Annotated in this window: 22 protein-coding genes and 1 pseudogene; 13 read left to right on the forward strand and 10 right to left on the reverse strand. The window is 67.1% G+C overall.

What is annotated here, in order from left to right; translation table 11 throughout:
• The first annotated feature begins 35 nt into the window (after positions 1–35).
• The 4 genes from G3N98_RS02090 to G3N98_RS02105 all read left to right on the forward strand — a co-directional run bounded on the left by G3N98_RS02090 (position 36) and on the right by G3N98_RS02105 (position 4,749).
• Positions 36–1,919, forward strand: a complete 1,884-nt coding sequence (locus tag G3N98_RS02090) for an ATP-binding protein (RefSeq protein ID WP_206147061.1) — start codon at positions 36–38, stop codon at positions 1,917–1,919.
• Positions 1,909–3,270, forward strand: a complete 1,362-nt coding sequence (locus G3N98_RS02095) for a sigma-54 dependent transcriptional regulator (protein WP_089428993.1) — start codon at positions 1,909–1,911, stop codon at positions 3,268–3,270. The genes G3N98_RS02090 and G3N98_RS02095 overlap by 11 nt, the downstream gene beginning before the upstream one ends.
• A 25-nt stretch (positions 3,271–3,295) precedes the next feature.
• Entirely contained in the window at positions 3,296–3,625 is a 330-nt protein-coding gene (locus G3N98_RS02100) for a DUF3579 domain-containing protein (RefSeq protein ID WP_089459283.1), read from the forward strand.
• Positions 3,626–3,897: 272 nt separating this feature from the next.
• Positions 3,898–4,749, forward strand: a complete 852-nt coding sequence (locus G3N98_RS02105; protein ID WP_089433378.1) for an alpha/beta hydrolase — start codon at positions 3,898–3,900, stop codon at positions 4,747–4,749.
• A gap of 145 nt (positions 4,750–4,894) precedes the next feature.
• Here G3N98_RS02105 and G3N98_RS02110 read toward each other — a convergent pair whose 3' ends face one another.
• Positions 4,895–5,344 carry a PACE efflux transporter gene (locus tag G3N98_RS02110; protein ID WP_206147062.1) on the reverse strand — a complete coding sequence of 150 codons (450 nt, stop codon included), beginning with the start codon at positions 5,342–5,344 and terminating at the stop codon, positions 4,895–4,897.
• Between the two features lie 99 nt (positions 5,345–5,443).
• On the opposite strand from G3N98_RS02110, the gene G3N98_RS02115 reads away from it, so the two are divergent.
• The 3 genes and pseudogenes from G3N98_RS02115 to G3N98_RS02125 all read left to right on the forward strand — a co-directional run bounded on the left by G3N98_RS02115 (position 5,444) and on the right by G3N98_RS02125 (position 7,157).
• Positions 5,444–6,334 (forward strand): LysR family transcriptional regulator, encoded by an 891-nt coding sequence (locus G3N98_RS02115; protein ID WP_206147063.1) that lies wholly within the window; start codon positions 5,444–5,446, stop codon positions 6,332–6,334.
• Positions 6,335–6,514: 180 nt separating this feature from the next.
• A complete protein-coding gene (locus G3N98_RS02120) occupies positions 6,515–6,760 on the forward strand; it encodes an AbrB/MazE/SpoVT family DNA-binding domain-containing protein (protein ID WP_089475742.1) in 246 nt (81 codons plus the stop codon).
• A pseudogene (locus tag G3N98_RS02125) lies at positions 6,757–7,157 on the forward strand (type II toxin-antitoxin system VapC family toxin). The gene G3N98_RS02120 and the pseudogene G3N98_RS02125 overlap by 4 nt, the downstream one beginning before the upstream one ends.
• Before the next feature lie 104 nt (positions 7,158–7,261).
• On the opposite strand, the gene G3N98_RS02130 reads toward G3N98_RS02125, so the two are convergent.
• The gene (locus G3N98_RS02130; protein ID WP_206147064.1) at positions 7,262–7,687 is read right to left on the reverse strand and encodes a Tautomerase enzyme; all 426 of its coding nucleotides are present in this window, start codon (positions 7,685–7,687) and stop codon (positions 7,262–7,264) included.
• Between the two features lie 125 nt (positions 7,688–7,812).
• Here G3N98_RS02130 and G3N98_RS02135 point away from each other — a divergent pair, with 125 nt between their 5' ends.
• The gene (locus G3N98_RS02135) at positions 7,813–8,409 is read left to right on the forward strand and encodes a TetR/AcrR family transcriptional regulator (protein ID WP_206147065.1); all 597 of its coding nucleotides are present in this window, start codon (positions 7,813–7,815) and stop codon (positions 8,407–8,409) included.
• A 101-nt stretch (positions 8,410–8,510) separates the two neighbouring features.
• On the opposite strand, the gene opcM is transcribed toward G3N98_RS02135, so the two are convergent.
• Genes opcM through G3N98_RS02155 form a run of 4 tightly spaced genes read right to left on the reverse strand, consistent with a single transcriptional unit; the run spans position 8,511 to position 15,413 of the window.
• Positions 8,511–10,046, reverse strand: coding sequence for a multidrug efflux transporter outer membrane subunit OpcM (gene opcM, locus G3N98_RS02140; protein ID WP_089428987.1), 1,536 nt, complete (start codon positions 10,044–10,046; stop codon positions 8,511–8,513).
• A 10-nt stretch (positions 10,047–10,056) separates the two neighbouring features.
• Positions 10,057–13,257: a multidrug efflux RND transporter permease subunit CeoB gene (gene ceoB, locus G3N98_RS02145; RefSeq protein WP_046546174.1), complete on the reverse strand. Its 3,201-nt coding sequence runs from the start codon at positions 13,255–13,257 to the stop codon at positions 10,057–10,059.
• Positions 13,258–13,302: 45 nt separating this feature from the next.
• Entirely contained in the window at positions 13,303–14,520 is a 1,218-nt protein-coding gene (gene ceoA / locus G3N98_RS02150; RefSeq protein ID WP_089433383.1) for a multidrug efflux RND transporter periplasmic adaptor subunit CeoA, read from the reverse strand.
• Between the two features lie 32 nt (positions 14,521–14,552).
• Positions 14,553–15,413, reverse strand: coding sequence for an alpha/beta hydrolase (locus G3N98_RS02155; RefSeq protein WP_206147066.1), 861 nt, complete (start codon positions 15,411–15,413; stop codon positions 14,553–14,555).
• 174 nt (positions 15,414–15,587) lie between these two features.
• On the opposite strand from G3N98_RS02155, the gene ceoR reads away from it, so the two are divergent.
• Both ceoR and G3N98_RS02165 read left to right on the forward strand, forming a co-directional pair.
• Positions 15,588–16,592: a putative multidrug efflux transcriptional regulator CeoR gene (ceoR, locus tag G3N98_RS02160; RefSeq protein ID WP_206147067.1), complete on the forward strand. Its 1,005-nt coding sequence runs from the start codon at positions 15,588–15,590 to the stop codon at positions 16,590–16,592.
• 461 nt (positions 16,593–17,053) lie between these two features.
• Complete coding sequence (locus G3N98_RS02165; RefSeq protein ID WP_089475746.1) at positions 17,054–17,347, forward strand: DUF4148 domain-containing protein; 294 nt, start codon at positions 17,054–17,056, stop codon at positions 17,345–17,347.
• A gap of 219 nt (positions 17,348–17,566) precedes the next feature.
• Here G3N98_RS02165 and G3N98_RS02170 read toward each other — a convergent pair whose 3' ends face one another.
• The 3 genes from G3N98_RS02170 to selD form a co-directional block, all read right to left on the reverse strand.
• Positions 17,567–18,646 carry a purine nucleoside permease gene (locus G3N98_RS02170; RefSeq protein WP_011353903.1) on the reverse strand — a complete coding sequence of 360 codons (1,080 nt, stop codon included), beginning with the start codon at positions 18,644–18,646 and terminating at the stop codon, positions 17,567–17,569.
• 246 nt (positions 18,647–18,892) lie between these two features.
• Complete coding sequence (locus G3N98_RS02175) at positions 18,893–19,483, reverse strand: LysE family transporter (protein ID WP_206147068.1); 591 nt, start codon at positions 19,481–19,483, stop codon at positions 18,893–18,895.
• A gap of 74 nt (positions 19,484–19,557) precedes the next feature.
• The gene (gene selD / locus G3N98_RS02180; RefSeq protein WP_089475965.1) at positions 19,558–20,622 is read right to left on the reverse strand and encodes a selenide, water dikinase SelD; all 1,065 of its coding nucleotides are present in this window, start codon (positions 20,620–20,622) and stop codon (positions 19,558–19,560) included.
• Between the two features lie 115 nt (positions 20,623–20,737).
• Between selD and G3N98_RS02185 the strand changes: the two genes are divergently transcribed.
• Complete coding sequence (locus G3N98_RS02185) at positions 20,738–21,574, forward strand: DMT family transporter (RefSeq protein ID WP_206147069.1); 837 nt, start codon at positions 20,738–20,740, stop codon at positions 21,572–21,574.
• Positions 21,575–21,610: 36 nt separating this feature from the next.
• Here the strand turns inward: G3N98_RS02185 and G3N98_RS02190 are convergent, their stop codons facing one another.
• Positions 21,611–22,714 carry a porin gene (locus G3N98_RS02190; RefSeq protein ID WP_206147070.1) on the reverse strand — a complete coding sequence of 368 codons (1,104 nt, stop codon included), beginning with the start codon at positions 22,712–22,714 and terminating at the stop codon, positions 21,611–21,613.
• Positions 22,715–23,063: 349 nt separating this feature from the next.
• Between G3N98_RS02190 and G3N98_RS02195 the strand changes: the two genes are divergently transcribed.
• Both G3N98_RS02195 and G3N98_RS02200 read left to right on the forward strand, forming a co-directional pair.
• On the forward strand, positions 23,064–23,963 hold the full coding sequence (locus G3N98_RS02195) for an N-formylglutamate amidohydrolase (protein WP_206147071.1): 900 nt from the start codon (positions 23,064–23,066) through the stop codon (positions 23,961–23,963).
• Complete coding sequence (locus G3N98_RS02200) at positions 23,960–24,733, forward strand: IclR family transcriptional regulator (RefSeq protein WP_089475750.1); 774 nt, start codon at positions 23,960–23,962, stop codon at positions 24,731–24,733. The genes G3N98_RS02195 and G3N98_RS02200 overlap by 4 nt, the downstream gene beginning before the upstream one ends.
• Positions 24,734–24,745: the final 12 nt, after the last annotated feature.

Consider the following 24,745-nt stretch of genomic DNA (forward strand, 5'->3'; position numbering starts at 1 on the left):
CGGGCGTCACGCCGTGCGGACGGTTGCGGGTTTCGATGAGGGCGAACGTGCAGAAGAGCTTCAAGGGCATCCCGTGGTGGGGCTGGGCATCGGCCGGCGTGCTGTATGTGTGCGTGGCGGCCGCGGCCGTCGATTTCGCGTGGGAACGCGCGATCGACGCGCTCGAGGAAACCGGCGCGCACCGGCTCGACCTGTATGCGTCGAGCCTGAAAAGCGAGCTCGGCCGCTTCGAGATCCTGCCCGGCCTGGTCGCGCGGCAGGACGGCGTGCGCGCGATGCTGAAAGCCGCGCCGCATGACGCTCCCGAACTCGTGCACACGGTCGACACCTACCTCGAAGCCGTGAACCGCGACGCGGGCAGCGGCGCGGTCGACGTGATCGACCTGCAGGGCGACGTGATCGCCGCCAGCAACTGGAACGAGACGCTCAGCTTCGTCGGCACCAACGTGTCGTACCGGCCGTATTTCAAGGACGCGCTCGCGCGCGGCAGCGGCCGCTTCTTCGGCATCGGCACCAACACCGGCGTGCCGGGCGTCTACTTCGCCAGCGCGGTGCGCGACGAAGGCGTGCCGATCGGCGTGGCCGCCGTGAAGATCAGCGTCGATTCGCTCGAATCGGCGTGGCGCGCGCCGGGCGTCGCCGCGATGGTCGTCGACAGCAACGGCGTGGTCGTGATCTCGACCGAACCCGCCTGGAAATTCACCGCGCTGCGCCCGATCACCGCGCAGCAGCAGCGCGACATCCAGGCGTCGCGGCAATACGCGGGCCGCACGGTCGACGCGCTGCCGTACCGCCATATCGGCGACCGCAGCGCGGCCGCGTGGTTCGGCACCTTCCCCGATACGCGCCACAGCGGCCGCACCACGCGCTATCTCGTGATGTCGCGCCCCGCGCCGCAGGCCGGCGATTCGCTGATGGTGCTGCTCGACATCGCGGGCGCGCGGCGCCAGCAGCAGACGGCCTTCGTGTTCGTCACCGGCGCGTTCCTGATCGCCGCGCTGCTCGCCGGCTACGCGATCCAGCGCCGCCGGGCGATCGTCGCGCGGCTGAACGCGCAGGACGCGCTGCGGCGCGCGAACGACCAGCTCGAGCTGACCGTCGCGCAGCGCACGGCCGCGCTGACGGCCGCGAACGAACGGATGCAGCGCGAGATCGTCGAGCGCGAGCGCACCGAGCAGCGGCTGCGCGCATCGCAGCAGGAAGTCGTGCATGCGGGCAAGCTCGCGGTGCTCGGACAGATGGCCGCCGGCCTCACGCACGAGCTGAACCAGCCGCTCGTCGCGATCCGCACGCTGTGCGACAACGCGCGCACGTTCTTCGAGCGCGGCCAGCCCGCGCCGGCGCTCGCCAATCTCGAACGGATCGGCAAGCTCGTCGACAGCATGGCGGTGCTCACCGGCGAGCTGAAGACCTTCGCGCGCAAGCCGGACGTCGAGCGCGTCGCGGTGTCGCTGAACGAGGCCGTCGCGCATGCGCGGCTCATCTACGATGCGCGGATCCGCGACGAAGGCGTGCAGCTCGACGTGAACATCGCGCCGGGCACCGCCGTGTCGGCCGAATCGAGCCAGTTGCAGCAGGTGATCGTGAACCTGCTCGGCAACGCGCTCGACGCGGTGCACGACGCGCCCGTGCGCCGCATCGTCATCGAGGCCGCCGGGCCGGACGAAGCCGGCCGCGTGCGCTTCACGGTGGCCGACAGCGGCGCGGGCATCGCGCCCGACGTGCTGCCGCACCTGTTCGAGCCGTTCGTCACGACCAAGCCGCGCGGTCAGGGCCTCGGGCTCGGCCTCGCGATCACGTCGCGCATCGTCGAGGCGTTCGGCGCGAAGATCGCCGCGACGAACCGCGACGAAGGCGGCGCGCAGTTCAGTATCGAATTCGCGGCGGCCACGCTGCAAAGGACAGAGCATGGAAGATGAGATTCGGGTGCTGGTCGTCGAGGACGATGAAAACGTCCGGATCGGCGTCGAGCAGGCGGTAGCGCTTGCCGGCTTCGCGGTCGATGCGTTCGCGTCGGCCGCCGACGCGCTGCATCACGTCGCGCCCGGCGCGCCGGTCGTGATCGTGTCGGACGTGCGGATGCCGGGCATCGACGGGCTGCAGCTGCTCGATCGCGTGATGGCCATCGACGCGCAGATCCCGGTCGTGCTGATCAGCGGCCATGCCGACATCTCGACGGCCGTCGGCGCGATGCAGGTCGGCGCGTACGACTTCATCGAGAAGCCGTTCTCGTCGGACGTGATCGCGGGGCGCGTCGCGCGCGCGGTCGAGAAGCGCCGCCTGACGCTCGAGGTCCAGGGGCTGCGCGCGGCGCTGAACAACTGGCAGGGCATCGAGGCGTTCGTGCTCGGCAAGTCGCCCGCGATGGCCGACGTGCGCAAGAAGATCCTGCGCCTCGCCGATACGTCGGTGTCGGTGCTGATCACCGGCGAAACGGGTACCGGCAAGGAACTGATCGCGCGCAGCCTGCACGACTTCGGCGGCCGGCGCGACGCGCATTTCGTCGCGCTGAACTGCGGCGGCCTGCCGGAGCAGGTGTTCGAGAGCGAACTGTTCGGCCATGAAGCCGGCGCGTTCACCGGCGCGATCAAGAAACGCATCGGCAAGATCGAATGGGCGGACGGCGGCACGCTGTTCCTCGACGAGATCGAGACGATGCCGATTCCACTGCAGGTCAAGATGCTGCGCGTGCTGCAGGAGCGCGTGGTCGAGCGGCTCGGCGCGAACGAGCTGATTCCGGTTGACTGCCGCGTGGTCGCCGCGTCGAAGGCCGATCTTGCCGAGCTCGCGGCCGACGGCCGCTTTCGCGCGGACTTGCTGTATCGCCTCAACGTCGCGCAGATCGAACTGCCGCCGCTGCGCGAGCGGCGCGAGGACGTCCCGCTGCTGTTCGAGCATTTCGTGCTCGCGGCCGCACGCCGCTTCGGGCAGCCGGCGCCGGTCGTCACGGCTGCGCAGGTATCCGAACTGATGACGCATGCGTGGCCCGGCAACGTGCGTGAGCTGCAGAACGTGGCCGACCGCTTCGTGCTCGGGCTGACCGGCGACAGCCTGCTGTCGTCCGGCGGCACGCCGGCCGCAGGCGGCACGCTCGCGGAACAGCTCGCGTATTTCGAGCGGATGCTGATCGAGGACATGCTGCAGCGTCACAACGGCAACGTCGCGGAGGCAAGCGAAGCGCTCGGGATGCCGAAGAAAACGCTCTATCACAAGCTGCGCAACCTGCGGATTCCCGCGCGCGGCGACGCGGCGGCCGATGGCGGCGAATGACGAGAACGAGGACACGCACTCCAGCATGGATCGCATCGACATCACCGAACACGGCCGCGTCACGGGCCACCTGATCCGCGGCGTCACGCACGCGCAGAAAACCTTTCGCCCGAGCGACTGGCCCGAACGCCTCGCGGGCGTCATCACACTGTTCGTCGGCGAACGACGGCCCGGCTATCCGTGCGCGCTGTCGCGGCTCGCGATGCCCGTCGTCGACGGCAACGTCAAATGCCTGTTCGTGTCGGACGAATTGCGCACCGTGTGTGCGGACGCATTCGATTTCGCGATGCAGTTCGCGACCGACAACGACCTCCCGGTCGTGCTTCAGACCGCGCCCGCGCTGGCGGTGCGCTGACGCGCGCGCCGCTTTCGGCGGCTCGCGTTCTTCCCGTTTTCTAAAAGTGCGATGCGCTGCTTCGCAGGCCGCCGCACGTCCCTTTTTGTCCTTTCCGGCGCCTCGACCAATCGTCAGATGATTGAAAGCATCGACACCCGCCCCCTTCCGACAAGGGTTTGCGGCCGAGCCATCAATAAAATTGATCGTCACGATGAAAATTATGCGTTTTCCTTGCAGGTCGCCGTGATGCATAGTTGCGTCGTGTTGACGCACCTTTGAGTCTTTCAGTCATGAACATGCGAATCGAGCCGTCCGTGCTCGCGAACCCCGACCTGCAATTTGCGACGCTTTCGTCAGGCATCAGCCTGCCGTATGTCGAGCGGGGCAGCGGCGCGCCGATGGTGTTCGTGCACGGCTCGCTGTGCGACTACCGCTACTGGGATCCGCAGCTCGCCGCGCTGTCGGCCCACTACCGCTGCATCGCGCCGAGCCTCAGCCATTACTGGCCGGCCGTCGAAGCGGGCATCCAGGACGAGTTCAGCTGGCAGAACCATGTCGACGAGCTCGCCGAATTCATCGACGCGCTCGATCTCGGCCCGGTGCACCTGGTCGGCCACTCGCGCGGCGGCAGTGTCGCGTTCAACGTCGCGCGCCAGCATCCGCATCTCGTCGAATCGCTGACCCTCGCCGATCCGGGCGGCCCGCTGCAACAGCCGGGCGTGCGCGAAGCCGCGCTGCCGGCCGCCGCGATCGCGCTGCGCACGCAGGCCGTGAACCTGATCGGGCAAGGCGACGTCGAATCGGGCCTCGAGATGTTCGTCGATTCCGTGAGCCTGCCGGGTGCATGGAAGAAGAGCACGTCGCGTTTCCGCACGATGGCGATCGACAACGCGAGCACGCTGCCGAAGCAGCTGCGCGACCCGCTGCCCGCGTACTCGCAGCACACGGCCGGCGACATCGCATGCCGCACGCTGCTGATCGACGGCCAGCGCAGCCCGAAGATGTTCCGCAACAACGTCGACACGCTGTCGCAGTGGATAGGCAATGCGCAACGGCAGACCGTTGCCGGCGCGTCGCACGGGATGAACGCCGCGAGCCCCGCCGTGTTCAACCGCTTCGTGCACGAGTTCGTCGCCGCGTAACGCTCGCGGGCGGTTTCCGCGCCGCCCGTTCTCCTCGCTGTTCAACGACGATGCGGATACGCGCCGCATCGCCGCTTCATCAACCGCCGTGCGTCACCGGCGCGTCCGCCCCGTCAATCCGCCTGCGCCATTCCGTCAGCACGGCTTACCACACGGCCGGCTCCGGCTCCGCCTTGCGCGTGACCGCATCGGGCAGCCCGAACACGCTGTCGAACGCCCAGTTGTACGTGAACGTGAAGATCGGGAAGAACACGATCAGCACCGCGTCGTACAGGAACGCCTGCAGCAGCGACACGTCGAGCCACCACGCGATCAGCGGGATCAGGAACGTCACGAGCGCAACCTGGAAGCCGATCGCCTGCAGCACGCGGCGCCCGACCGTGCGCGTCGTCGCCGCGCTCCTGCGCTCCCACGCCTCGAACGCGAGGTTGTACAGGAAATTGACGGTGACGCCCGTCGTCGAGATCATCACGCCCATCGCGCCGCTCGTCGCCACGCTCGCGCCGCTCAGCATGCCGAGCACCGACGATGCGATCAGGATGCCGAGCACTTCGAACACCACGACGTAGACTATGCGTCTCTTCCACCCTTGCATGACCATCCACCTTCTATCGAACGAGGTGGCGAGACTATCAGCGGGTAGCGTGTCCGCAAAAGTCAGGTCCTTTCAATTTTTCTGACAGGAGGCCAGTGCATGCTGACCAGCGACCACATCGACATGCTGCTGACCGTCATCGACAAAGGCTCGTTTTCCGCGGCCGCGCGCGCGCTCGGCCGCACGCCGTCGGCGATCAGCATGGCGATCGCGAACCTCGAGGCCGAGCTCGACCTCATGCTGTTCGACCGCGGCACGCGCGAACCGACGCCGACCGCCGCGATGGCGGCGCTGCTGCCCGACGCGCGGTCGATCGCCGAGCGGCTGCACGCGCTGCGCGCGCATGCGCAGCACCTGTCGGAAGGCGTCGAGGATACGTTGCGGCTCGGCCTCGCCGCCGAACTCGACGGCGCGCCCGTCGCCCGCGCGCTGACGGCCGTCGCCGCGAAATACCCGGCGCTCGCGATCAGCATCGTCACGGCGCCGCAGGACGTGATCATCGATGCGCTGCATCGCGGCGCCGTCGATCTCTGTGTCGCGTATGGCGGGCTCGACCTGCATCCGCAGGAGCAGATCCACGCGCTGTGGACCGAGACGCTCGTCGCGGTCGCCGCGCCGAGCCATCCGGCGATCGCCGAATGCGCGCAACCGGAAGCGATCGAGCGGTTGTCGGGCTTCAGGCAGATCGTGATCGCCGATCCCGAACGGCCGCTCACCGACGTGCGGCCGGTGATCGGCAACCGCACGTGGAAGGTGACGGACATGGCCACCGCGATCGCGCTCGTGAAGGCCGGGCATGGCTGGGCGAATTTGCCCGAATCCATGATCGGCCGATACGTCGCCGACGGCGAACTCGCGCCGCTCGTGTTCGCGAACATCCGCAACGGGCTGCCGCTGCCCGTGTACCTGCGGCGGCCGAAGCATACGGGGCTCGGCAAGGCGGCCAACGAACTGGTTCGCGCGCTGCGGGTGGCGGGTGACGAAAATTAGGGGGGTATCCGTTCGTGGCGGCGGCGTCCGAACGCGAGTAGCTAGATGCTGTCGCCACGATCGACCTCGGCGAGTGACGCCGACCGATCTCGTGGGCAGTTGGTCCACGGAGCACCCGCGTGCTCGACCTTGTCTTTCCCATTCCCTTACCTTAAAGCAGGGAAAATTGGAGCCATCACCATGACCACTGCAACCATCACTTCGAAGGGCCAAGTCACGATTCCCGTCGACGTGCGGAATCGGCTTGGCTTGCGGTCCGGCGACCGGATCGAATTCAGCTACAACGAGACCACGGGCCGGTACGAGGTCTATCCAGCCACACGCTCGCTCGCGTCGCTCAAGGGCATCGTGAGGAAGCCCTCGAAACCGGTGTCGCTCGAAGAGATGAACCGGGCCATCGCCGAGCCGGGAGCATCCGCGCGATGATTGGGCTGGATGTAAAAACGTGCTGGTTCGTTACTTCGCCCAGGATGACGTCGTGCAGTCGAAGAAGGCGACAGCGCTGATGGAGAGCCTTTCGGCCGAACGGCCGGGGTACGTTTCGCAGGTCGCGCTGGTCGAGGTCGTGTGGGTGCTCGGTCGCTGCTACGGTGTCGAACGTGAGCAGATGAAGGACATTATCGATTCGATGATCGCGACCAAGGAATTGGTCGTTGAAGGTGCGGACACGGTGCGAAAAGCGCTTCGCGCTTTCATGTCATCTGCGAAGGCCGATTTCGCCGACTGCCTGATCGAGCGGTCGGGGCACGCCGCCGATTGCGAGTACACGGCAACTTTCGATGTCACGGCCTCGAAGGTCGCCGGGATGCGTTTGATCAAGTAATTTTGGCGTAAACCGACACGCGTGGCACCGGGTGCGAATGCGGCGTGGCGGCGAGCGCCGCCACGCCGTCGGTCAACGCCGGACGGCTTGACCGTTAGTTGCGATCAGTGCGCAGCAGCACGCTGGATCGAATCGACGAGTGCCGCGTTGTCGTAGCGGCGCCCGGCAATGCTCCACCCGCCGTCGACCGCATGAACGACATTCACCCACACCTGCGCGGCCGTCAGCCGCCCACCTGCCCAGCGCAGCACGATCGCGGTCGCCCGTTCGACGAATTCCCGCTGCCGCTCGGGCGCCGCGAGCGCCACGGCGGGCAACTTCAGCTCGACGAACGCGGCAGGCTCCGCGCGCCCATGCACGAAGGTCCGGTGTCGCGGCAGCACGTTGAGCGTGCCCACCACGTTCGGCGCCAGGAACGCATTCCCGGTCAGTCCCTCAACGTCCAGCAGCGCATCGGTCAACTCGGCAAACACCGCCCCCTCGTCGTCCGGCGTGAAAACCCCTTCGGATACTGTCAGCGTAATCGGCATCGCACTTTCTCCTGGTCAGGTCATCGGTCAGGTGACGTGATATAAATACCAGTCACTCTCTATACATTAGACACTGATCGCTCTCTATGCAAGATAAAGAGTGATCGCTCTGAAGCGAGCCTGTCATGCGTTATTCCGTCGAGCACAAGCACGAAACCCGTACGCGCATCCTCGAAGCCGCGAGCCGGTTGTTCCGCGAGGAGGGGTATGGCGGCTCCGGCATCGGTCCGCTGACGAAGGCGGCGGGCGTCACCAACGGCGCGTTCTACGGCCATTTCAAAACGAAGGGCGAAGCGTTCCGGCAGGTCGTCCTCGATGGCCTCGCCCAGCTCCGGCACGGCGTCGCGACGTTCAAGGCCGAGCATGGCGCGCGCTGGCGGCGCCCGTTCGTGTCGTTCTACCTCGGCCCGCGACGCACCTGCGAACTCGGCGAAAGCTGTGCGCTGCCGAGCCTGTCCCCGGAAGTGATGCGCGCCGACGACGAAACGCGCGACGCGTACGAGCAGGCACTGCGGCAGATCGTCGACGACGTGTCGGCCGGAATGGATAACCCGCCCGACGACGATCGGGCCATCGCGTTCCTCGCACTGCTGTCCGGCGGCGTCACGCTTGCGCGCGCGGTGCGTGATCCCGAGTTCGCGCAACGCATTGCCGATGCGGTCGGCCGCTACGCGGTGGTGATCGCCGAGCGCACGGACGTGAAGCCGGAGCAACAGGCCTGACCGCCCTGACTGACCGCCAATAAAAAACCCGATCCGCGTCGCCACGGATCGGGGTGCTTCGATCGACTACCCGGTAAGTCGGCCCGTCTCGGGCCGGTGCCTCACCGCGCCGCCACCTCCGCCTTGCCCGTCGCCGCATCGCCCACCGCCGTCGGAGCCGGCCCCCATCCGCCGCCCAGCGCGCGGATCAGGTTCACGGTCGACACGGCCTGCGCGCCGGTCAACTGGTTCGACTGCAGTTGCGACTGCAGCACCGAGCGCTCGCTGTCGATCACGTCGAGATACGCGACCTCGCCTTCCTGATACTGCGTGCGCGACAACGTCGCCGCGCGCCGCGACGCGTTGACGGCCGCATCCTGCGCGCGGATCTGGTCGTCGAGCAGGCGCAGGTCGGCGAGATTGTCCTCGACCTCGCGGAACGCGACGAGCACCTGCTGCCGGTAGTTCGCGACCTGCTCGTCGTACTGCGCGCGCGCCTGCTGCACGCCGGCCGCACGACGGCCGCCGTCGAACAGCGGCAACGTCAGCGCGGTGCCGGCGAACGGCCCGAGCAGGAACGTGCGGCTCGACCACAGGAACAGGTTGCCGAGCGTCGACGCCTCATACCCGAACGCGCCCGTGATATCGAGCTTCGGGAAGTACGCCGACTTCGCGAGGCCGATCCGCGCGTTCGCGGCCGCCATCGCGCGCTCTGCCGCCGACACGTCCGGACGGCGTTCGAGCAGCGCGGACGGCAGGCCCGGCGGCACCTTCACCGCGACCGGCACGATCGGCGTTTCCTTGAACGCGAAATCCGCGGGCGCCTTGCCGAGCAGGATCGCGAGCGCATGCTCGGACGCCGCGCGCCGCCGCGCGACGCCGACCGCATCGGCCTGCGCGGTCGCCAGCTCGTTCTTCGCGCGCGACACGTCGAGCTCGCTGATGTCGCCTTCGTTGAAGCGGCGCTGCACGAGCTTCAGTGCCTGCTCGCGCAGCTCCACCGTGCGGCGGTACAGGTCCTGGTCGGAATCGAGCTGACGCAGTTCGAAGTAGTTCTGCGCGACGTCCGCCTGCAGCGCGAGCTGCACCGAGCGGAACAGCGCTTCGCTCTGCGCCTGGTCGGCACGCGACGCCTCGACGTTGCGGCCGACGCGGCCGAACAGGTCGGCTTCATACGACACGGTGCCCTGCGCGCGCCACAGCGTCGCGTTGGTCGGCCCCGTGCCCTGCGGCTGGAACTGCGACGCCGACGACAGCCCTTCGCGCGTCGGCCCGAAGCCGGCACCGACCTGCGGGAACCACTGCGAGCGCGCCGAACGCGTCGCCGCGCGCGCTTCCTCGACCCGCGCGGCCGCGGCCTTCAGGTTCTGGTTCGCGGCGAGCGCCTGCGTCTCGAGCGAATCGAGCACCGGGTCGCCGAACACCTTCCACCATTCGCCGCGATGCGCGCCGTCCGCCGGCTCGGCCGTCTTCCACGTGCCGGCCTGCTCGCCGGCGGCGAGCGTCGGCGCTTCCTTGAACGCGGCGGGCGTCGGCGCGTCCGGGCGCTTGTAGTCGGGCCCCACCGCGCAAGCGGCGAGCAGCGTCGCGAGCAGGGTGCTCGCGGCCGCCACCTTCGCGAAGCGCATCAGGCCATTCGTGTTGTGCAAGTTATTCATCTTCCTGTCCTCAAGCATCCGAAGCCGGCACGTGCTGGGACGGCACACCGTAACCCGCCGAGTCCTTCCCGGCGACGTGGATCTTGCCGCCCGCGAGCGTGCGCAGCACGACGTAGAACACCGGCGTCAGCATCAGCCCGAACAGCGTCACGCCGAGCATCCCGAAGAACACGGCGACACCCATCGCATGGCGCATTTCCGAACCGGCACCCGTCGACGTGACGAGCGGCACCACACCCATGATGAAGGCGATCGACGTCATCAGGATCGGGCGCAGCCGCAGCCGGCTCGCCTCGATCGCGGCCTCGAGCGGCGTCCTGCCGTCGTGTTCGAGTTCACGCGCGAATTCGACGATCAGGATCGCGTTCTTCGCCGACAGCCCCACCAGCACCATCAAGCCGATCTGCGTGAAGATGTTGTTGTCGCCCTGCGTGAGCCACACGCCCGTCAGCGCCGACAGAATGCTCATCGGCACGATCAGGATCACCGCGAGCGGCAGCGTCAGGCTTTCATACAACGCCGCGAGCACGAGGAACACGAGCAGCACGCTGATCGGGAACACGTACATCGCCGAATCGCCGGCAAGAATCTGCTGGTACGTGAGGTCGGTCCATTCGAACCGCACGCCGCGCGGCAGCGTTTCATGCGCGATGCGCTCGATCGCGGCCTGCGCCTGGCCCGACGAGAAGCCCGGTGCCGGGCCGCCGTTGATGTCGGCCGCCGTGTAGCCGTTGTAGCGCACGACCATTTCCGGGCCGAACGTCGGCGTCACCGTGACGAGCGATGACAGCGGCACCATCTCGCCCTTGTCGTTGCGTGTCTTCAACTGCAGGATGTCGTCCGCGCGCTGACGGAACGGTGCATCGGCCTGCACGCGCACCTGGTACACACGACCGAAGCGGTTGAAGTCGTTCACGTACAGCGAGCCGAGATATACCTGCATCGTGTTGAACACGTCGGTCACCGGCACGCCCAACTGCTTCGCCTTCACACGATCCAGATCGACGTTGAGCTGCGGCACGTTGATCTGGTAGCTCGTGAACAACGGGCCGAGTTCAGGCGCTTGCTGCGCGCGCTTGATGAAGTCGTTGGTCGCATCCGCGAGCCGCGCATAGCCGACCGCGCCGCGATCCTCCACCTGCATCTTGAACCCGCCCAGCGTACCGAGGCCGAGCACCGGCGGCGGCGGGAACACCGCGACGAACGAGTCCTTCATCGCGCCGTACTTCTGGTTCAGCGCCCCCGCGATCGCGCCGGCCGACAGCGCCTTGCCGTGCCGTTCCGAGAACGGCTTCAGCGTGACGAACACGATGCCCGCGCTCGAGCTGTTCGTGAAGCCGTTCACCGACAGCCCCGGGAACGCGACCGCGCTCTCGACGCCCGGCTGCTTCAACGCGATCGACCCCATGTCGCGGATCACCTTCTCGGTGCGGTCGAGCGACGCGCCGTTCGGCAGCTGCGCGAACGCGATCAGGTATTCCTTGTCCTGCGCGGGCACGAAGCCGCCCGGCACGACCTTCGACACGAGCACGGTCGCGCCCACCAGCACGAGGTACACGCCGAGCATCAGCGTCTTGCGCGACAGCACGCCGCGCACGCCGCGGCCGTAGTTCTCCGCGCCGCGATGGAACACCTTGTTGAAGCCGCGGAAGAAGCCGCCGAGCACGCGGTTCATCACGCGCGTGAGCCAGTCTTCCTTGTCACCGTGACCCTTCAGCAGGATCGCGGACAGCGCCGGCGACAACGTCAGCGAGTTGAACGCCGAGATCACCGTCGAGATCGCGATGGTCATCGCGAACTGCTTGTAGAACTGGCCGGTCAGGCCCGACATGAACGCGAGCGGCACGAACACGGCGACGAGCGTCAGCGCGATCGCGATGATCGGCCCGCTCACTTCCTGCATCGCCTTGTAGGTCGCCGCCCGTGCGTTCATCCCGCTCTCGATGTTCCGCTCGACGTTCTCGACCACCACGATCGCATCGTCGACCACGATCCCGATCGCGAGCACCATCCCGAACAGTGACAACGCGTTGATCGAATACCCGAACGCGAGCAGCAGCGAGAACGTACCGATGATCGACACCGGCACCGCGATCAGCGGAATCAGCGACGCGCGCCAGGTCTGCAGGAACACGATCACGACGATCACGACCAGCGCGATCGCTTCGAGCAGCGTATGCACGACGGCCTTGATCGACGAACGCACGAACTGCGTCGGGTCATAGACGATCTTGTAGTCGACGCCCGCCGGCATGTCCTGCTTCAGCTCGGCCATCGTCTTGCGCACTTCGTCCGAGATCTGCAGCGAGTTCGCGCCCGGCGACTGGTTGATCGCCATCGCGACGGCCGGCTTGTTGTCGAGCAGCGAGCGCAGCCCGTATTCGGATGCGTCGAGCTGGATCCGCGCGATGTCACGCAGGTGCGTGACGCCGCCGTCCGGCGTCGTCTTCACGACGATGTCGCCGAACTCGTCTTCCGTCTGCAGGCGGCCGCGCGCGTTCACCGACAACTGCAGCGGCGTGCCCGGCAGCGACGGCGACGCGCCGATCACGCCGGCCGCGACCTGCACGTTCTGCTCGCGGATCGCCTGCACGACGTCCTCGGCCGACAGCCCGCGCTGCGCGACCTTCTGCGGATCGAGCCATACGCGCATCGCGTAGTCGCCCGAACCCCACAGCTGCACCTGGCCGACGCCCTGGATCCGCGACAGGCGATCCTTCACGTTGATCAGCGCGTAGTTGCGCAGGTAGGTCATGTCGTAGCGGTTGTCCGGCGAGATCAGGTGAACCACCATCGTCAGCGTCGGCGAGCTCTTCACCGTCGTGATGCCGAGCCGCTGCACGTCTTCCGGCAGGCGCGGCAGCGCCTGGTTCACGCGGTTCTGCACGAGCTGCGTGGCCTTGTCCGGATCGGTGCCGAGCTTGAACGTGACGGTGATCGTCATGTTGCCGTCGCTGTTCGCCTGCGACTGCATGTAGAGCATGTCCTCGACGCCGTTGATCTGCTCTTCGAGCGGCGACGCGACCGTCTCGGCGATCACTTTCGGGTTCGCGCCCGGGTACTGCGCCTTGACGATCACGGAAGGCGGCACGACTTCCGGATACTCGGAGATCGGCAGCAGGAACATCGCGATCACCCCGCCGAGCAGGATGATCACCGATAGGACTCCTGCGAAGATCGGCCGGTCGATAAAGAATTTTGAAATGTTCATGTGTGGCTCTGTCTGGTTGAACGCGGATACGAAGCGGCGGGCCGCTTACGAATCCGCCTTCGCCGGGGCGGCCGGCTTCGCGTTGCCCGCCAAAGGCGCGGACGGCGCGTCACCGCCCGTCATCGGGACCATGTGCGGCTTCACCTGCTCGCCGGGGCGCACGCGCTGCGTGCCGTTCACGACCACGCGATCGCCGGCGGAGAGCCCGCTCACGATCACGCGCCGGTTGCCGTGCTGCATCCCCTGCTGCACTTCGCGGTACGACACGCGGCCTTGCTGGTCGACGACGAACACGAACTTCTTGTCCTGGTCGGTGTTGATCGCCGCGTCGTCGACGAGCAGTGCCTCGTGCGGCGCGCTGCCGCCCACCTTCACGCGTGCATAGAGGCCCGGGACGAGCGCACCGTCGGCGTTGTCGAAGCGCGCACGCACGCGGATCGTGCCGGACGACGTGTCGAGCCGGTTGTCGACCGAGTCGATCTCGCCGCTGCGCGAGTAGCCGGTTTCGTTCGCGAGGCCGAGCTCGACCGGCACCTTGCGGCCGCTGCGCGCGCCGTTGATGTATTGCAGGTAGGTCTGCTCGTCCGCGTCGAACGACGCGTAGATCGGCGACACCGACACCAGCGTCGTCAGCGGCGCGGCCGCTGCGCCGGCCGACACGACGTTGCCGAGCGTGATTTCCGCACGCGACACGCGGCCCGACACCGGCGCCGTGATCCGCGTATAGCCGAGGTTGATGCGCGCCGTTTCCAGCGCGGCTTCCGCGGCCTTCAGGTTCGCCGTCGCCTCGCGGGCCGCATTCTGCTTCTCGTCGTAGTCGCGCTTCGCGATCGCGTTGTCACCGATCAGCCGTTGCGCGCGCTGCCAGTCGGTCTGCGCGTAGCCGTTGCGCGCCTGCGCGGCCGCGAGCTGCGCGGCCGCGCGATCGGTTTCGGCCTGGTACGGACGCGGGTCGATCACGAACAGCACGTCGCCCTTCTTCACGAGCGCGCCGTCCTTGAAGTTCACCGCGACGATCGTGCCCGACACCTGCGGGCGCACGTCGACTTTCTCGACCGCTTCGAGGCGGCCCGAATAACTCTGCCAGTCGGTCACGGTCTGCGGCACGACGGTCGCGACGTCGACTTCGGGCAGCGGTGCTGCCGCTTTCTCCGGTGCGTTTGCGTTCACGCGCATCGCGCCGAACGTTCCGAGGCCGACGACGGCGAGCGTCACGATCGCCGCTGTCGCGATTCGGGAACGGGAGGTGCGTAGGATGGCCATGTGGATCTCCAGTAAACGTGGATTGGTTTTGGTTATTCGGAACGGTTCGGCTGGCGCGCCTGGAAGCGGCACTGGAAGAAGTGCACGGCTTCCTCGAAGGCGGCTTCGTGCGTCGCGAGCGCGGCGTGCGTGATGTCCGGATAGCGGATCACCTGCGTGAGCACGCCCGACGAGATCAGGCAGCCCGCATATTTCTCCGCCTCGACGTGCAGCACGTCGTTCTGCGCGGTGACGACGAGTGTCGGCGGCAACCCCGCGAGGCGCACCGATTCGAGCGGCGCCGCGTACGGGTGCATGCGTTGCGCGGCCTGCGGCAGATACGCGCGATAACAGGCCGCGCATTCGCGCGGGGTGATGTCGGAGGAAAGGCGATCGGCGTCGCCGATGCGCGTCATGCTGGGGTCGAGCATCGGCCCGAACAGCGCCTGCGCGACGATCTGCACCTCGCCGCGATCGCGCGCGATGAACGCGAGGCAGTTCGCGAGCTGGCCGCCCGCGTCGTGGCCCGCGACACCGATCTTCTTCGGGTTGCCGCCGAACGCGCGGGCGCGCGTCGCGGCCCACACGGCGGCGCGATACGCATCCTCCGGCGCGGCCGGAAAAGGAAAGGCCGGCGCGAGCGAATAATCGACCGACACTACGAGCGCTGGTAAGCGTTCTGCTAAAAAACGCGCGGCGAAATCGGCGTCTTCGAGCGAACCGCGCACGAAGCCACCGCCGTGGAAATAAAGCACTACTGGCAACCCGGTCTTGTCCGGGCGGCGGTAGAGGCGCAGCACGATGTCCTGCGCGTAGCCGGGAATTTCGACTTCGGCGACCGTCAGCGCCGCGCCTGCCGTGGCTTGCACGGGCAACGCGGCCTTCAGGAATTTGCTGAATTCAGAAGCGTCCATGACGATGCAGCATCCATTTCGAGATGGAACGAATTCTGGGTCCGGCAGACATTGGGATAAATGCCTATAATCCGGCAACACAATTCAACGCCCCCGAACAATCCGAGGCTGCGTTTACCCACGAGGTAGCGCAGCCTTCTTGTTCCGGAGGCTCATTAGATTGCGGAGGTTGTGATGGACCGGCTTCAGGCCATGCAGGTGTTTACTCGCGTCGTCGATACAAGCAGCTTCACCAAGGCAGCAGAAACGCTCAGCTTGCCGCGAGCGTCCGTCACGACGATCATCCAGAATCTCGAAGCATTCCTCGGTGTGCGGCTGATGCACCGGACCACGCGCCGGCTGTCGCTCACGCCGGACGGCGCCGCGTACTACGAACGATGCGTGCGGATCCTCGCGGACGTCGAGGAAACCGAGGCGAGCTTCCAGGCGAACAACCGGAAGCCGCACGGAAAGTTGCGTATCGACATGCCGGGTTCGATCGGGCGGCTGCTCGTGATTCCGTCGCTGTGCGAATTCCATACGCGCTATCCGGACATCGACCTGCAGCTCGGCCTGTCCGACCGGCCGGTCGACCTGCTGCAGGAAGGGGTCGATTGCGTGATCCGCGTCGGTGCGCTGCAGGACTCGTCGCTCGTCGCACGCCGGGTCGGGCTGTTCGAATGCGTGACGGTCGCGTCGCCCGACTACCTCGAGCGCCACGGCGAGCCGCAGACGATCGACGACCTGACCCAGCACAAGGCCGTCAACTACTTCTCGAGCCGCACCGGCCGCACGATCGACTGGACGTTCCTGACCGACGGCAAGGAAGTCGAGATGAAGATGGAAGGCATCGTGTCGGTCAACGACGCGGATGCATACGTGACCTGCGGGATCGAAGGCTTCGGGCTGATCCAGCCGCCGCTCTTCATGGTGCTGCCGCATCTGCGCGAAGGCCGGCTCAAGGAAGTGCTGCCGGGCGTCAAGCCGCTGCCGATGCCGATCTCGGTCGTGTATCCGCACAGCCGCCATCTGTCGCCGAAGGTGCGCGTGTTCGTCGACTGGATCGCCGAGGTGTTCGACCGCTGCCCGCTGCTGAGCGGCAAGGGCAGCCTCGACGCGACGTGCAGCAAGCGCACGTTCGAGGAAGCCGAACGCGCGCCGGCGCTCGACACGCCGGTCATCAACGAGTGGGTTGCGTAAGCGCCTGAACTGAGCAACTGAACCGCACACGCGGGCTGCCAGGCCCGCGTGTCGCCCCGCCTCCGCGCCCCATTTCCCGCCCGGCGCAGCCGATCCTTCCCGAATCCGCAGCAAACCTTTGTGCCACGCGACGCAATCGTCCGCCTGCGTCGTCGCGCGCCGTCGTCGCGCCCGTGCGAGGCCCGCTGCAAGCGGGTTCGAGCGATTTCCGCATAACCCTGCCGGGTGTACGGATGGCGATTGTTCCACTGACACGACAATTCAATTCGCATCTGCCGCATTTATCGCGACGGAACAGATACCTAGAGTAAACCCTGTCGCGCACCTCGTTGCGCATCGAACAGATCCCGCTCGATGGGACCGGAGTAAGCGCTCTAGCTCTAGCGCCAGCTCCGACATGCCAAGCATGGGATCTGAGTAAGCGCTGAAGCGCTAACTCATATCGACACAGGAGTTACGCCATGAACCGCCGCCATCTTCTCTCCGCCCTCGCCCTCACGCTCGCCGTGTCCGCCCCGGCCTTCGCCGATTCCGGCACCCCGCACGCCGGCGACTACGGCAACACGTCGTGGTACTCGCAACACAACGGCCCGCGTACGCGCGCCGAAGTGAATGCGGAAGTCGCGCAGGCACGCAAGGACGGCACGCTCGCGTACCTGCGTAAGGCCAATTCGTATCCGCAAGGGCTCGAACTGGCGCAAGGCCCGTATCGCTCGATGCCGGAAAGCAACCAGCTCGCCGGCGGGGGCCGGTAAACGCGCAACGCCGCGCAACGGGTTGCCCCGCGCGCGGCGTTTCGAACCCGCCATCGACGACTCGCCGAGTCAGTCAGCTAGATAGTTAGTTGCAGGAGAACATGATGAACGATCAACTCCCTTCGCCGCTCGATCACTGGGACGACACCACGCCGGTGTGGACGCCGTTCCGTTCGGCCCCGCACGCGCACTGATCGCGGCTGAGTCGTCGTCCGGTACTTACCGGCGCGGCACCCCGTCACGCCATTCGCCCCAGTGCGTCACGATGTCCTGCACGAGCGGATTGCCCGCGCGATACAGGTTTTCGGTCGCCGGGGCGAAGCCGCCCTGGTCCGCGTAGTTCAGCAGGTTGTCGGCACTCGTCTGCCCCGCATACGGCCGATCGAAATCGGACCCGGTGCGCAGCACCGCGACGCGCGACAGGTCGACCCGCTTCACGCTCGCCGCGCGCTTGAGCGCTTCATACGTCGCGTTGTCTTCCTGCGCGGTCATGCAGTACGTGCCCTTGCCGTCGGTCAGGATCTTCGTCCACTGGCGCGCGCGCTCGCCGATCAGCGTGCCCGAGAACCACGTGTTGCCCGATGACGTGTCGCACTGGATCACCGTCGGCGGCCGGTTCGCCGGCGCGTAGTTGAACTTCGCGCGCGCGGCCTGCGCCTGCGCGCTGTCGGCGAGCACGACGTTGCGCGACAGCGCGACCGCGGCGTCGGTCAGCTGCGGGTTGAGCTGGAACACCTCGGTGCGATAGTCGAGCGGCGGCTTGTCGTTCGGGCTCTTCGTGTTGATGCCGAGGAAGCCGGTATTCCAGCCGGCCGGAATCTCGCGTGCATCGAGCTCCCACTGCAGGCTGAAATCGACGAGGTATTTCGACCACGCGGCCGAACCGACCGTGCCTTGCGCGGGGTCGACGCCCGCGATGCCGGAGATCAGGAAGTACGTGCGGCGCAGGTCGAAGCGCTGCGAGAACGTGAGCGCCATGATCGTCGCCGACGCGTTCGCATAGCCCATGCCGGTCGTGACCACGCACACGTCCTGCTTGTTGCAATGCACGTTCGGATAGTCGGGCGACAGGCCGGGCACGGCGATGTCGCGCCACGGGCCGATCCGGTCGAGCCAGGCCTGGCCCTCCGGACCGAACATCGTGATGATCATGACCTTGACCGGGCGGCCCTGTGCACCGGTCTCGGCGAATGCATTGTTGCCCGCGTTGTTGCCCTGGTTGTCCTGCGCGATCGACGGCGCGGTCGCACAGGCTGCGAGCGAGAATGCAGCGGCGGAAAGAATGGAGCGAGTCAGCATCGGCGTTCCTTGTTTCGATGATGTTGGGTGAGAACGGCTCTCGTAGACTGCGCGTCGGAGTATAGAACGCGCGTGCCCGATGCGGAACCCGACTACGAAACGGCGACGGTGCGTCGGTGCGGGTCGGGTACGCGCGGGAATGACGAGGAAAATCGTCTCCGCGCGTCGACACACCATCAGGAATACTATCCGGTTGCTCGACACCGGCACGTCAATCGCACGTGCACGCGTGTCACCCGGCGGCCGCTACAACCGTGCCAGCCCGGCTACCCCGTAACCCAGCACGACAAGCGCCGCGACCACATGGCTCGCCGCGAGCAGCGCCGGCGACTTCACGATCCGGCCGATCACGCTGCCGCCGAATGCGAACACGAGCTGCCCCGCGAGGCTGCCGGCAAACACGCACGCGGCACCGAGCAGCCAGTGTCGATGCGCACCGGCGGCAGCCGTTGCATAGCCGTAGAACAACAGGATCGTGAGCGGGTTCGCCAGCGTGACGAAGAACATCGATGAAAACGGGCGGCTGCCTGGCGGCCGTGCATCACCATCGAGCGTGCGGCGGCGATCCCGCAGCGCCTGCCACAGCATCCGCGCGCCCATTGCGAGCAGCACGAGCGCGCCGACCAGGCGAAACAGCAACAGATGGGCCGCGAGCGTGCTCGCGAGCATCGCACCGAGCGTGAATGCGACGACCGCATAGCAGCCGTCGGCCGTCGCGACACCCACCGCCGCGCGCACGCCGCTTGCGGTGCCGGCGCGCATCCCGTAGTTCGCGATCATCAGCGCGACGGGCCCGACCGACAACGCGATCATCAGCCCGAACAGGAAGTCGTTCATCAGTCGTCGATGCGTTCTATGGAAGGCATCGATTCTAGCGACCGCAAAAAAAAATCCTGCGTGGCGCGTGAGCGTCACGCGACGTCGACGCGTGCGGGCCCGTCCACCATCTCGCCGATCACGCCCGCGCGGTCGAAGCCGTCGGCACGGAAGCACGCGAGCACGTCGTCGACGGCCTCCGGCGCGCACGCGACCAGCAGGCCGCCCGACGTCTGCGGATCGGTCAGCAGCGCCTGCGCGACGGGCGGCAGCGTGGCGGCCAGCTGCACGTCCGCGCCGTACGCGGCCCAGTTGCGGCCCGACGCGCCGGTGAACACGCCATCGGCGACGAACGCCTCGACGCTCGCGAGCCACGGCAGCGACGCATAGTGCACGCGCGCGGTGAGGTGTGCGCCGCGCGCCAGCTCGAGCGTATGGCCGAGCAGCCCGAAGCCTGTCACGTCGGTCAGCGCATGCACGCCCGGCAGCGCGGCGAGTTCGGCGCCCGGCCGGTTCAGCTTGGTGGTCGTCGCGACCATCTGCGCATAGCCATCGGCATCGAGCTGGTTCTTCTTCAGCGCGGCGGACAGCACGCCGACGCCGAGCGGCTTGCCGAGCACGAGCACGTCGCCCGCGCGCGCGGCCGCATTGCGCTTCACACGCGACGGATGCACGACGCCAATTGCCGCAAGCCCGTAGATCGGCTCGACCGAATCGATCGAATGGCCGCCCGCGACCGGGATGCCGGCGTCCGCGCACACCGATTCGCCGCCGCGCAGCACGGCCGCGATCGTTTCGTGCGGCAGCACGTTGATCGGCATGCCGACCAGCGCGAGCGCGAGGATCGGCTTGCCGCCCATCGCATAGACGTCGGACAGCGCGTTGGTCGCGGCGATGCGGCCGAAGTCGAACGGATCGTCGACGATCGGCATGAAGAAGTCGGTGGTCGCGACGATCGCCTGCTCGTCGTTGAGGCGGTAGACGGCCGCGTCGTCGGAGGTCTCGGTGCCGACCAGCAGATCCGGGAACAGCGCCGGCGGCGTCGCGCGCTTCAGCAGCTCGGACAGCACGCCCGGCGCGATCTTGCAGCCGCAGCCGCCGCCATGTGACAGGCTCGTGAGGCGCGGAACGGCAGGCTGGGCTTGGGTGGCTTCGGTCATGGTCGGCATCCGGTGAATAACAACACGCCATTATCGACAATTCCATGCGAGTGCGCCCGATACCCACATAATGACGGCGCCGCCTCCGCTCCCGCCCCTGTCCGCCCCTTCGTCCATGGACCACCTCTTCATCGGCCTCGTGCTGTGCTCCGCGTTGCTGCACGCGATCTGGAATGCCTTCCTCCATGTCAGCGAAGACCGGCTCGTCCAGCTCGGCACGATGTCGCTGCCGTATTTGGTGTTCGGCGCGGCCGGCGCCGCGCTGCTGCCCGCGCCGGCGCCCGCCGCGTGGCCGTATATCGCCGGGTCGGCCGTGCTCGAGGTCGCGTACTGCTTCACGCTGGCGCGCGCGTATCGCAGCGGCGAATTCGGGCAGATCTACCCGATCGCACGCGGGATTTCTCCGCTGCTCGTGTCGATACTCGCGCTCGCGATCCTGCATGAGCGGCCGACGCCGCTCGGCTTCGCGGGCATCGCACTCGTGTCGTTCGGCATCATGTCGCTCGCACTGCGGCGCGGCTTCCGGTTCTCCGGCGAGGGCGTGCCGTTTGCGCTGCTCACGGGCGTGTTCATCGCCGCGTATTCGATCTGCGACGGCATCGGCTCGCGCGTATCCGGCAGCGCGCTCGGCTACATCGCGTGGGTGTACGTGCTGTGGAGCGTGCCTCAATTCGTGCTGGTGTGCGCGGTGCGTGGCGGCCCGCGCGCGGTGCTCGGCTCGCGCACCGCGCTCACGCAGGGCGCGATCGCCGGCACGATCTCGCTCGCGGCGTACGGGATCGTGATCCTCGCGTATCGGTACTTGCCGGTCGGCACGGTGTCGGCGCTGCGCGAAACGAGCTCGATCTTCGCGGTCGCGATCGGCTGGCTCGTGATGCGCGAGCGGCCCGGCGCGCAGCGGCTCGCCGCGTGTGCGCTGGTGGTGGCGGGCGCGGCGCTGATCCGGCTGTAAGCAGAACGAGCGCGCGCCCGCGCGCCTGCCGCCGCGTTAGAACTTGTGGCGGATGCCCGTCACCGCGACGATCTGCGTGCGCGTGCTCGACGGATTCGAGATGCCTTCGATCGCGGCCACCGTGTTCGACGACGCACGCTGGTAGAACGCGTTCACGTAGATATCGGTGCGCTTCGACAGGAAATACTGCGCACCGACGCTCGTCTGCAGGTAGTGCGAACTCGGCTTCGGCCCTTGCGGCGCGAGCACCTGCGTATAGGTTTCGCCGAGCGCGAACTGCAGCGCGGGCGTCATCAGGTAGCGCACGCTGCCCTCGTAGTTGTTGAAGCGCATCGCGCCGCCCGTCTGCAGGTTGAACAGCGAACTCGTGTACAGCAGCCCGAACGTCGCGGCGCCCCACGCATACGCGCCGCCCGCGCCCCAGATCTGCTGGCGCGTCACGCCCTTGATGAACGTGTAGTAGTTGTCGGATGCCGCCGCGCCGGTGGTGTCGAGCGCCGGATGATCGACGCGCACATAGGCCGCGCCGAGTTGCAGCGGCCCGTTCTCGTAGCTCGTGCCGATGCTCCACACGCGGTTTTGCGCGAACGACGTCGAATTCGAGAAGCCGTACAGGCCGACCGCGCGCAAGCCGTACCAGGTGGGCGTCTGGTACTGCACCGAATTGTTGGTGCGGAACGTGTTGTTCAGGTCGTCGGTGTCGAACGGGTGCAGCGCGTACTGCGTGAGCGCGGTGGTCGCGCCGATCTGCAGCGGCTCCAGCACTTCCTGCGCCGCGTTGTACTGGCGACCCATCGTCAGCGTGCCCCAGCGGTCGTTTTCCAGCCCGACGTACGCGCGGCGCCCGAACAGCCGGCCGCCCTGGCTCGCGGCGCCGCTCTCGATGTTGAAGCCGTTCTCGAGCCGGAACACCGCGCGCGTGCCGCCGCCGAGGTCTTCCTTGCCGAGCAGCCCGAAGCGCGTGCCCTGCTCGTTGCCGCCGGTCGCCTGCCACGCGGCATGCCCGTTCTGGTTGTTCGTGTACGTGATCCCCGAATCGACCACGCCGTACAGCGTCACGCTCGACTGCGCATGCGCGTGCATCGCACCCGCCGCCGTTGCGAGTCCCGCCAGCGCGACCGCCATTCCTTTCCGCTTCATCTCCAACCCCTTTTATCGACCGAATATGGGGAGCGATTTATTTCGCTCGACACGTGTTTTATTGAATAAAACATCGTCTTATTCATTGTCGAATTCGGCGATTTGAAGCGTCAAGCGATGACAAAAATCGTACATGGGAGTGGAATACCCCTGAATCTCCAGGCGTTTCAAGGAATGAAACACACCCAATAACCACGGGCATTACAGCCCGATCTCGACACGCAATCCCGATATCGCAAAAAGCCCTTGACCGCGATTTTCAGTCGTTGTGAAATATTGATACGATGTTTTGATGATTAAAACAAACGCACGAGACGCTTCGAGAAACTAGGTAAAGAACCTGATCCCCATGCTGACGTTTAATTGCAACAACGCGACCGCCGGCGCATCGCCTGCGTACTTCGTCGCGACGCCGACGGTGCCGGCCCTGCCGATCGTCGTCGACTCGCCGCACAGCGGCATCGCGTATCCGCCGGACTTCGCCACCGTTGCACCCGATGACGCGATCCGCACGACGTGGGACGCGTACGTCGACGAACTGTGGGCCGGCACGCCCGCGCGCGGCGGCACGCTGCTCGGCGCGAGGTTTCCGCGCGCATACATCGATCCGAACCGCGCGGAAACGGACATCGACGCAACGCTGCTCGCCGAGCCGTGGCCCGAGCCGCTTGCGCCGCAGCCGTACACGCAGCGCGGGATGGGGCTGATCCGTCGCGACGCGCTGCCCGGCGTGCCGCTATACGACCGCAAGCTGTCGCTCGAAGCAGTACGCCACCGGATCGACGCGTACTACCTGCCGTACCGCCGCGCGCTCGCCGGCATCGCCGAGCCGCTGCACGCCGCGCACGGCGCGCTGTGGCATATCGACTGCCATTCGATGAAGTCGCGCGGCAACGCGATGAACGTCGACGCGGGCGCATGGCGGCCGGACGTCGTCGTCAGCGACCGGCGCGGCACGACCGCGGACCCGGCCTTCACCGCGTGGACCGCGCAGTGGTTCGCCGACGCCGGCTATCGCGTGCAGGTCAACGACCCGTACCAGGGCGGCGACCTGCTGACCGCGCTCGCGGATCCCGCGCGGCAGCGCCACAGCATCCAGATCGAGTTCAATCGCGCGCTGTATATGGACGAGGCCGCATTCGCGAAACACGTGGGCTTCGCCACGCTGAAGCGCTCGGTCGACGCGTACCTCGACGCACTCGCCGATTACGTCCGCGTGCGCATCGCGCCGCAGGGAGACCCCGCATGACGACCTATATCGTCGACGCCGTCGACAGCGCGCTGAAGCTGCTGACCTACGTGGCCGAGCATCCGAACCTCGGCGTGACCGAGCTCGCGTCGCAGCTCGGCATCAACAAGTCGCGCACGTACCGGATGCTATGCACGCTCGAACTGCACCGCTTCGTCGTGCAGGACCCGCGCACGTCCACCTATGCGCTCGGCCCGCAGGCGTTCGTGATCGGCGTGGCCGCGTCGCAGCAGAACGCGCTCGTGCGCGCCGCGCACCGTCACATGCTCGCGCTCAACCAGGCGATCAACGAGACCATCGTGCTGCGCGTGCGCGAAGGGCTCGAATCGGTGTGCGTCGCGCGCTGCGAAACGACGCATGCGGTGCGCACCGTCGGCGCGGTCGGCAATCGCCGGCCAATCAATTTCGGCGCATCGGGCAAGGTGCTGCTCGCATTCGCGCCCGATCCGGTGCGCGACGACTATCTCGCGCAACTGCGCCGAAACGGGCACGCCGACGATCCGGCGAAGCTCGCCGGCGAACTCGACGCGGTCGCGCGCAAAGGCTACGCGGTGAGCAGCGGCGAGGTGACGCCCGGCGCGGTCGGGATTGCGGTGCCGGTGCGCGACCTGACGGGGGCGACAGTCGCGTCGGTCAGCGTGACGGGGCCCGAGGTGCGCGTGAGCCACGCCGACATTCCCGACTATCTCGAACGACTGCAGGCGTGCAGCCTCGCGATTTCCGCCGAACTCGGCTACGTCCCGGCGCGTGCCGCGCTGCAACCGGCCTGACGGCCCGCTTCC

The organism is Burkholderia sp. Tr-20390 (assembly GCF_017104595.1).
Lineage (GTDB): Bacteria > Pseudomonadota > Gammaproteobacteria > Burkholderiales > Burkholderiaceae > Burkholderia.

What these genes read in the sequence shown, in the direction of transcription:
- G3N98_RS02105 (WP_089433378.1), top strand. Translation starts at nt 3,898, where the DNA reads ATGAACATGCGAATCGAGCCGTCCGTGCTCGCGAACCCCGACCTGCAA.
- G3N98_RS02155 (WP_206147066.1), bottom strand. Translation starts at nt 15,413, where the DNA reads ATGGACGCTTCTGAATTCAGCAAATTCCTGAAGGCCGCGTTGCCCGTG.
- G3N98_RS02100 (WP_089459283.1), top strand. Translation starts at nt 3,296, where the DNA reads ATGGATCGCATCGACATCACCGAACACGGCCGCGTCACGGGCCACCTG.
- G3N98_RS02165 (WP_089475746.1), top strand. Translation starts at nt 17,054, where the DNA reads ATGAACCGCCGCCATCTTCTCTCCGCCCTCGCCCTCACGCTCGCCGTG.
- ceoB (WP_046546174.1), bottom strand. Translation starts at nt 13,257, where the DNA reads ATGAACATTTCAAAATTCTTTATCGACCGGCCGATCTTCGCAGGAGTC.
- G3N98_RS02135 (WP_206147065.1), top strand. Translation starts at nt 7,813, where the DNA reads ATGCGTTATTCCGTCGAGCACAAGCACGAAACCCGTACGCGCATCCTC.
- selD (WP_089475965.1), bottom strand. Translation starts at nt 20,622, where the DNA reads ATGACCGAAGCCACCCAAGCCCAGCCTGCCGTTCCGCGCCTCACGAGC.
- G3N98_RS02120 (WP_089475742.1), top strand. Translation starts at nt 6,515, where the DNA reads ATGACCACTGCAACCATCACTTCGAAGGGCCAAGTCACGATTCCCGTC.
- G3N98_RS02090 (WP_206147061.1), top strand. Translation starts at nt 36, where the DNA reads ATGAGGGCGAACGTGCAGAAGAGCTTCAAGGGCATCCCGTGGTGGGGC.
- G3N98_RS02110 (WP_206147062.1), bottom strand. Translation starts at nt 5,344, where the DNA reads ATGCAAGGGTGGAAGAGACGCATAGTCTACGTCGTGGTGTTCGAAGTG.
- G3N98_RS02195 (WP_206147071.1), top strand. Translation starts at nt 23,064, where the DNA reads ATGCTGACGTTTAATTGCAACAACGCGACCGCCGGCGCATCGCCTGCG.
- G3N98_RS02185 (WP_206147069.1), top strand. Translation starts at nt 20,738, where the DNA reads ATGGACCACCTCTTCATCGGCCTCGTGCTGTGCTCCGCGTTGCTGCAC.
- G3N98_RS02115 (WP_206147063.1), top strand. Translation starts at nt 5,444, where the DNA reads ATGCTGACCAGCGACCACATCGACATGCTGCTGACCGTCATCGACAAA.
- ceoA (WP_089433383.1), bottom strand. Translation starts at nt 14,520, where the DNA reads ATGGCCATCCTACGCACCTCCCGTTCCCGAATCGCGACAGCGGCGATC.
- G3N98_RS02200 (WP_089475750.1), top strand. Translation starts at nt 23,960, where the DNA reads ATGACGACCTATATCGTCGACGCCGTCGACAGCGCGCTGAAGCTGCTG.
- G3N98_RS02175 (WP_206147068.1), bottom strand. Translation starts at nt 19,483, where the DNA reads ATGAACGACTTCCTGTTCGGGCTGATGATCGCGTTGTCGGTCGGGCCC.
- G3N98_RS02170 (WP_011353903.1), bottom strand. Translation starts at nt 18,646, where the DNA reads ATGCTGACTCGCTCCATTCTTTCCGCCGCTGCATTCTCGCTCGCAGCC.
- opcM (WP_089428987.1), bottom strand. Translation starts at nt 10,046, where the DNA reads ATGAATAACTTGCACAACACGAATGGCCTGATGCGCTTCGCGAAGGTG.
- G3N98_RS02190 (WP_206147070.1), bottom strand. Translation starts at nt 22,714, where the DNA reads ATGAAGCGGAAAGGAATGGCGGTCGCGCTGGCGGGACTCGCAACGGCG.
- ceoR (WP_206147067.1), top strand. Translation starts at nt 15,588, where the DNA reads ATGGACCGGCTTCAGGCCATGCAGGTGTTTACTCGCGTCGTCGATACA.
- G3N98_RS02095 (WP_089428993.1), top strand. Translation starts at nt 1,909, where the DNA reads ATGGAAGATGAGATTCGGGTGCTGGTCGTCGAGGACGATGAAAACGTC.
- G3N98_RS02130 (WP_206147064.1), bottom strand. Translation starts at nt 7,687, where the DNA reads ATGCCGATTACGCTGACAGTATCCGAAGGGGTTTTCACGCCGGACGAC.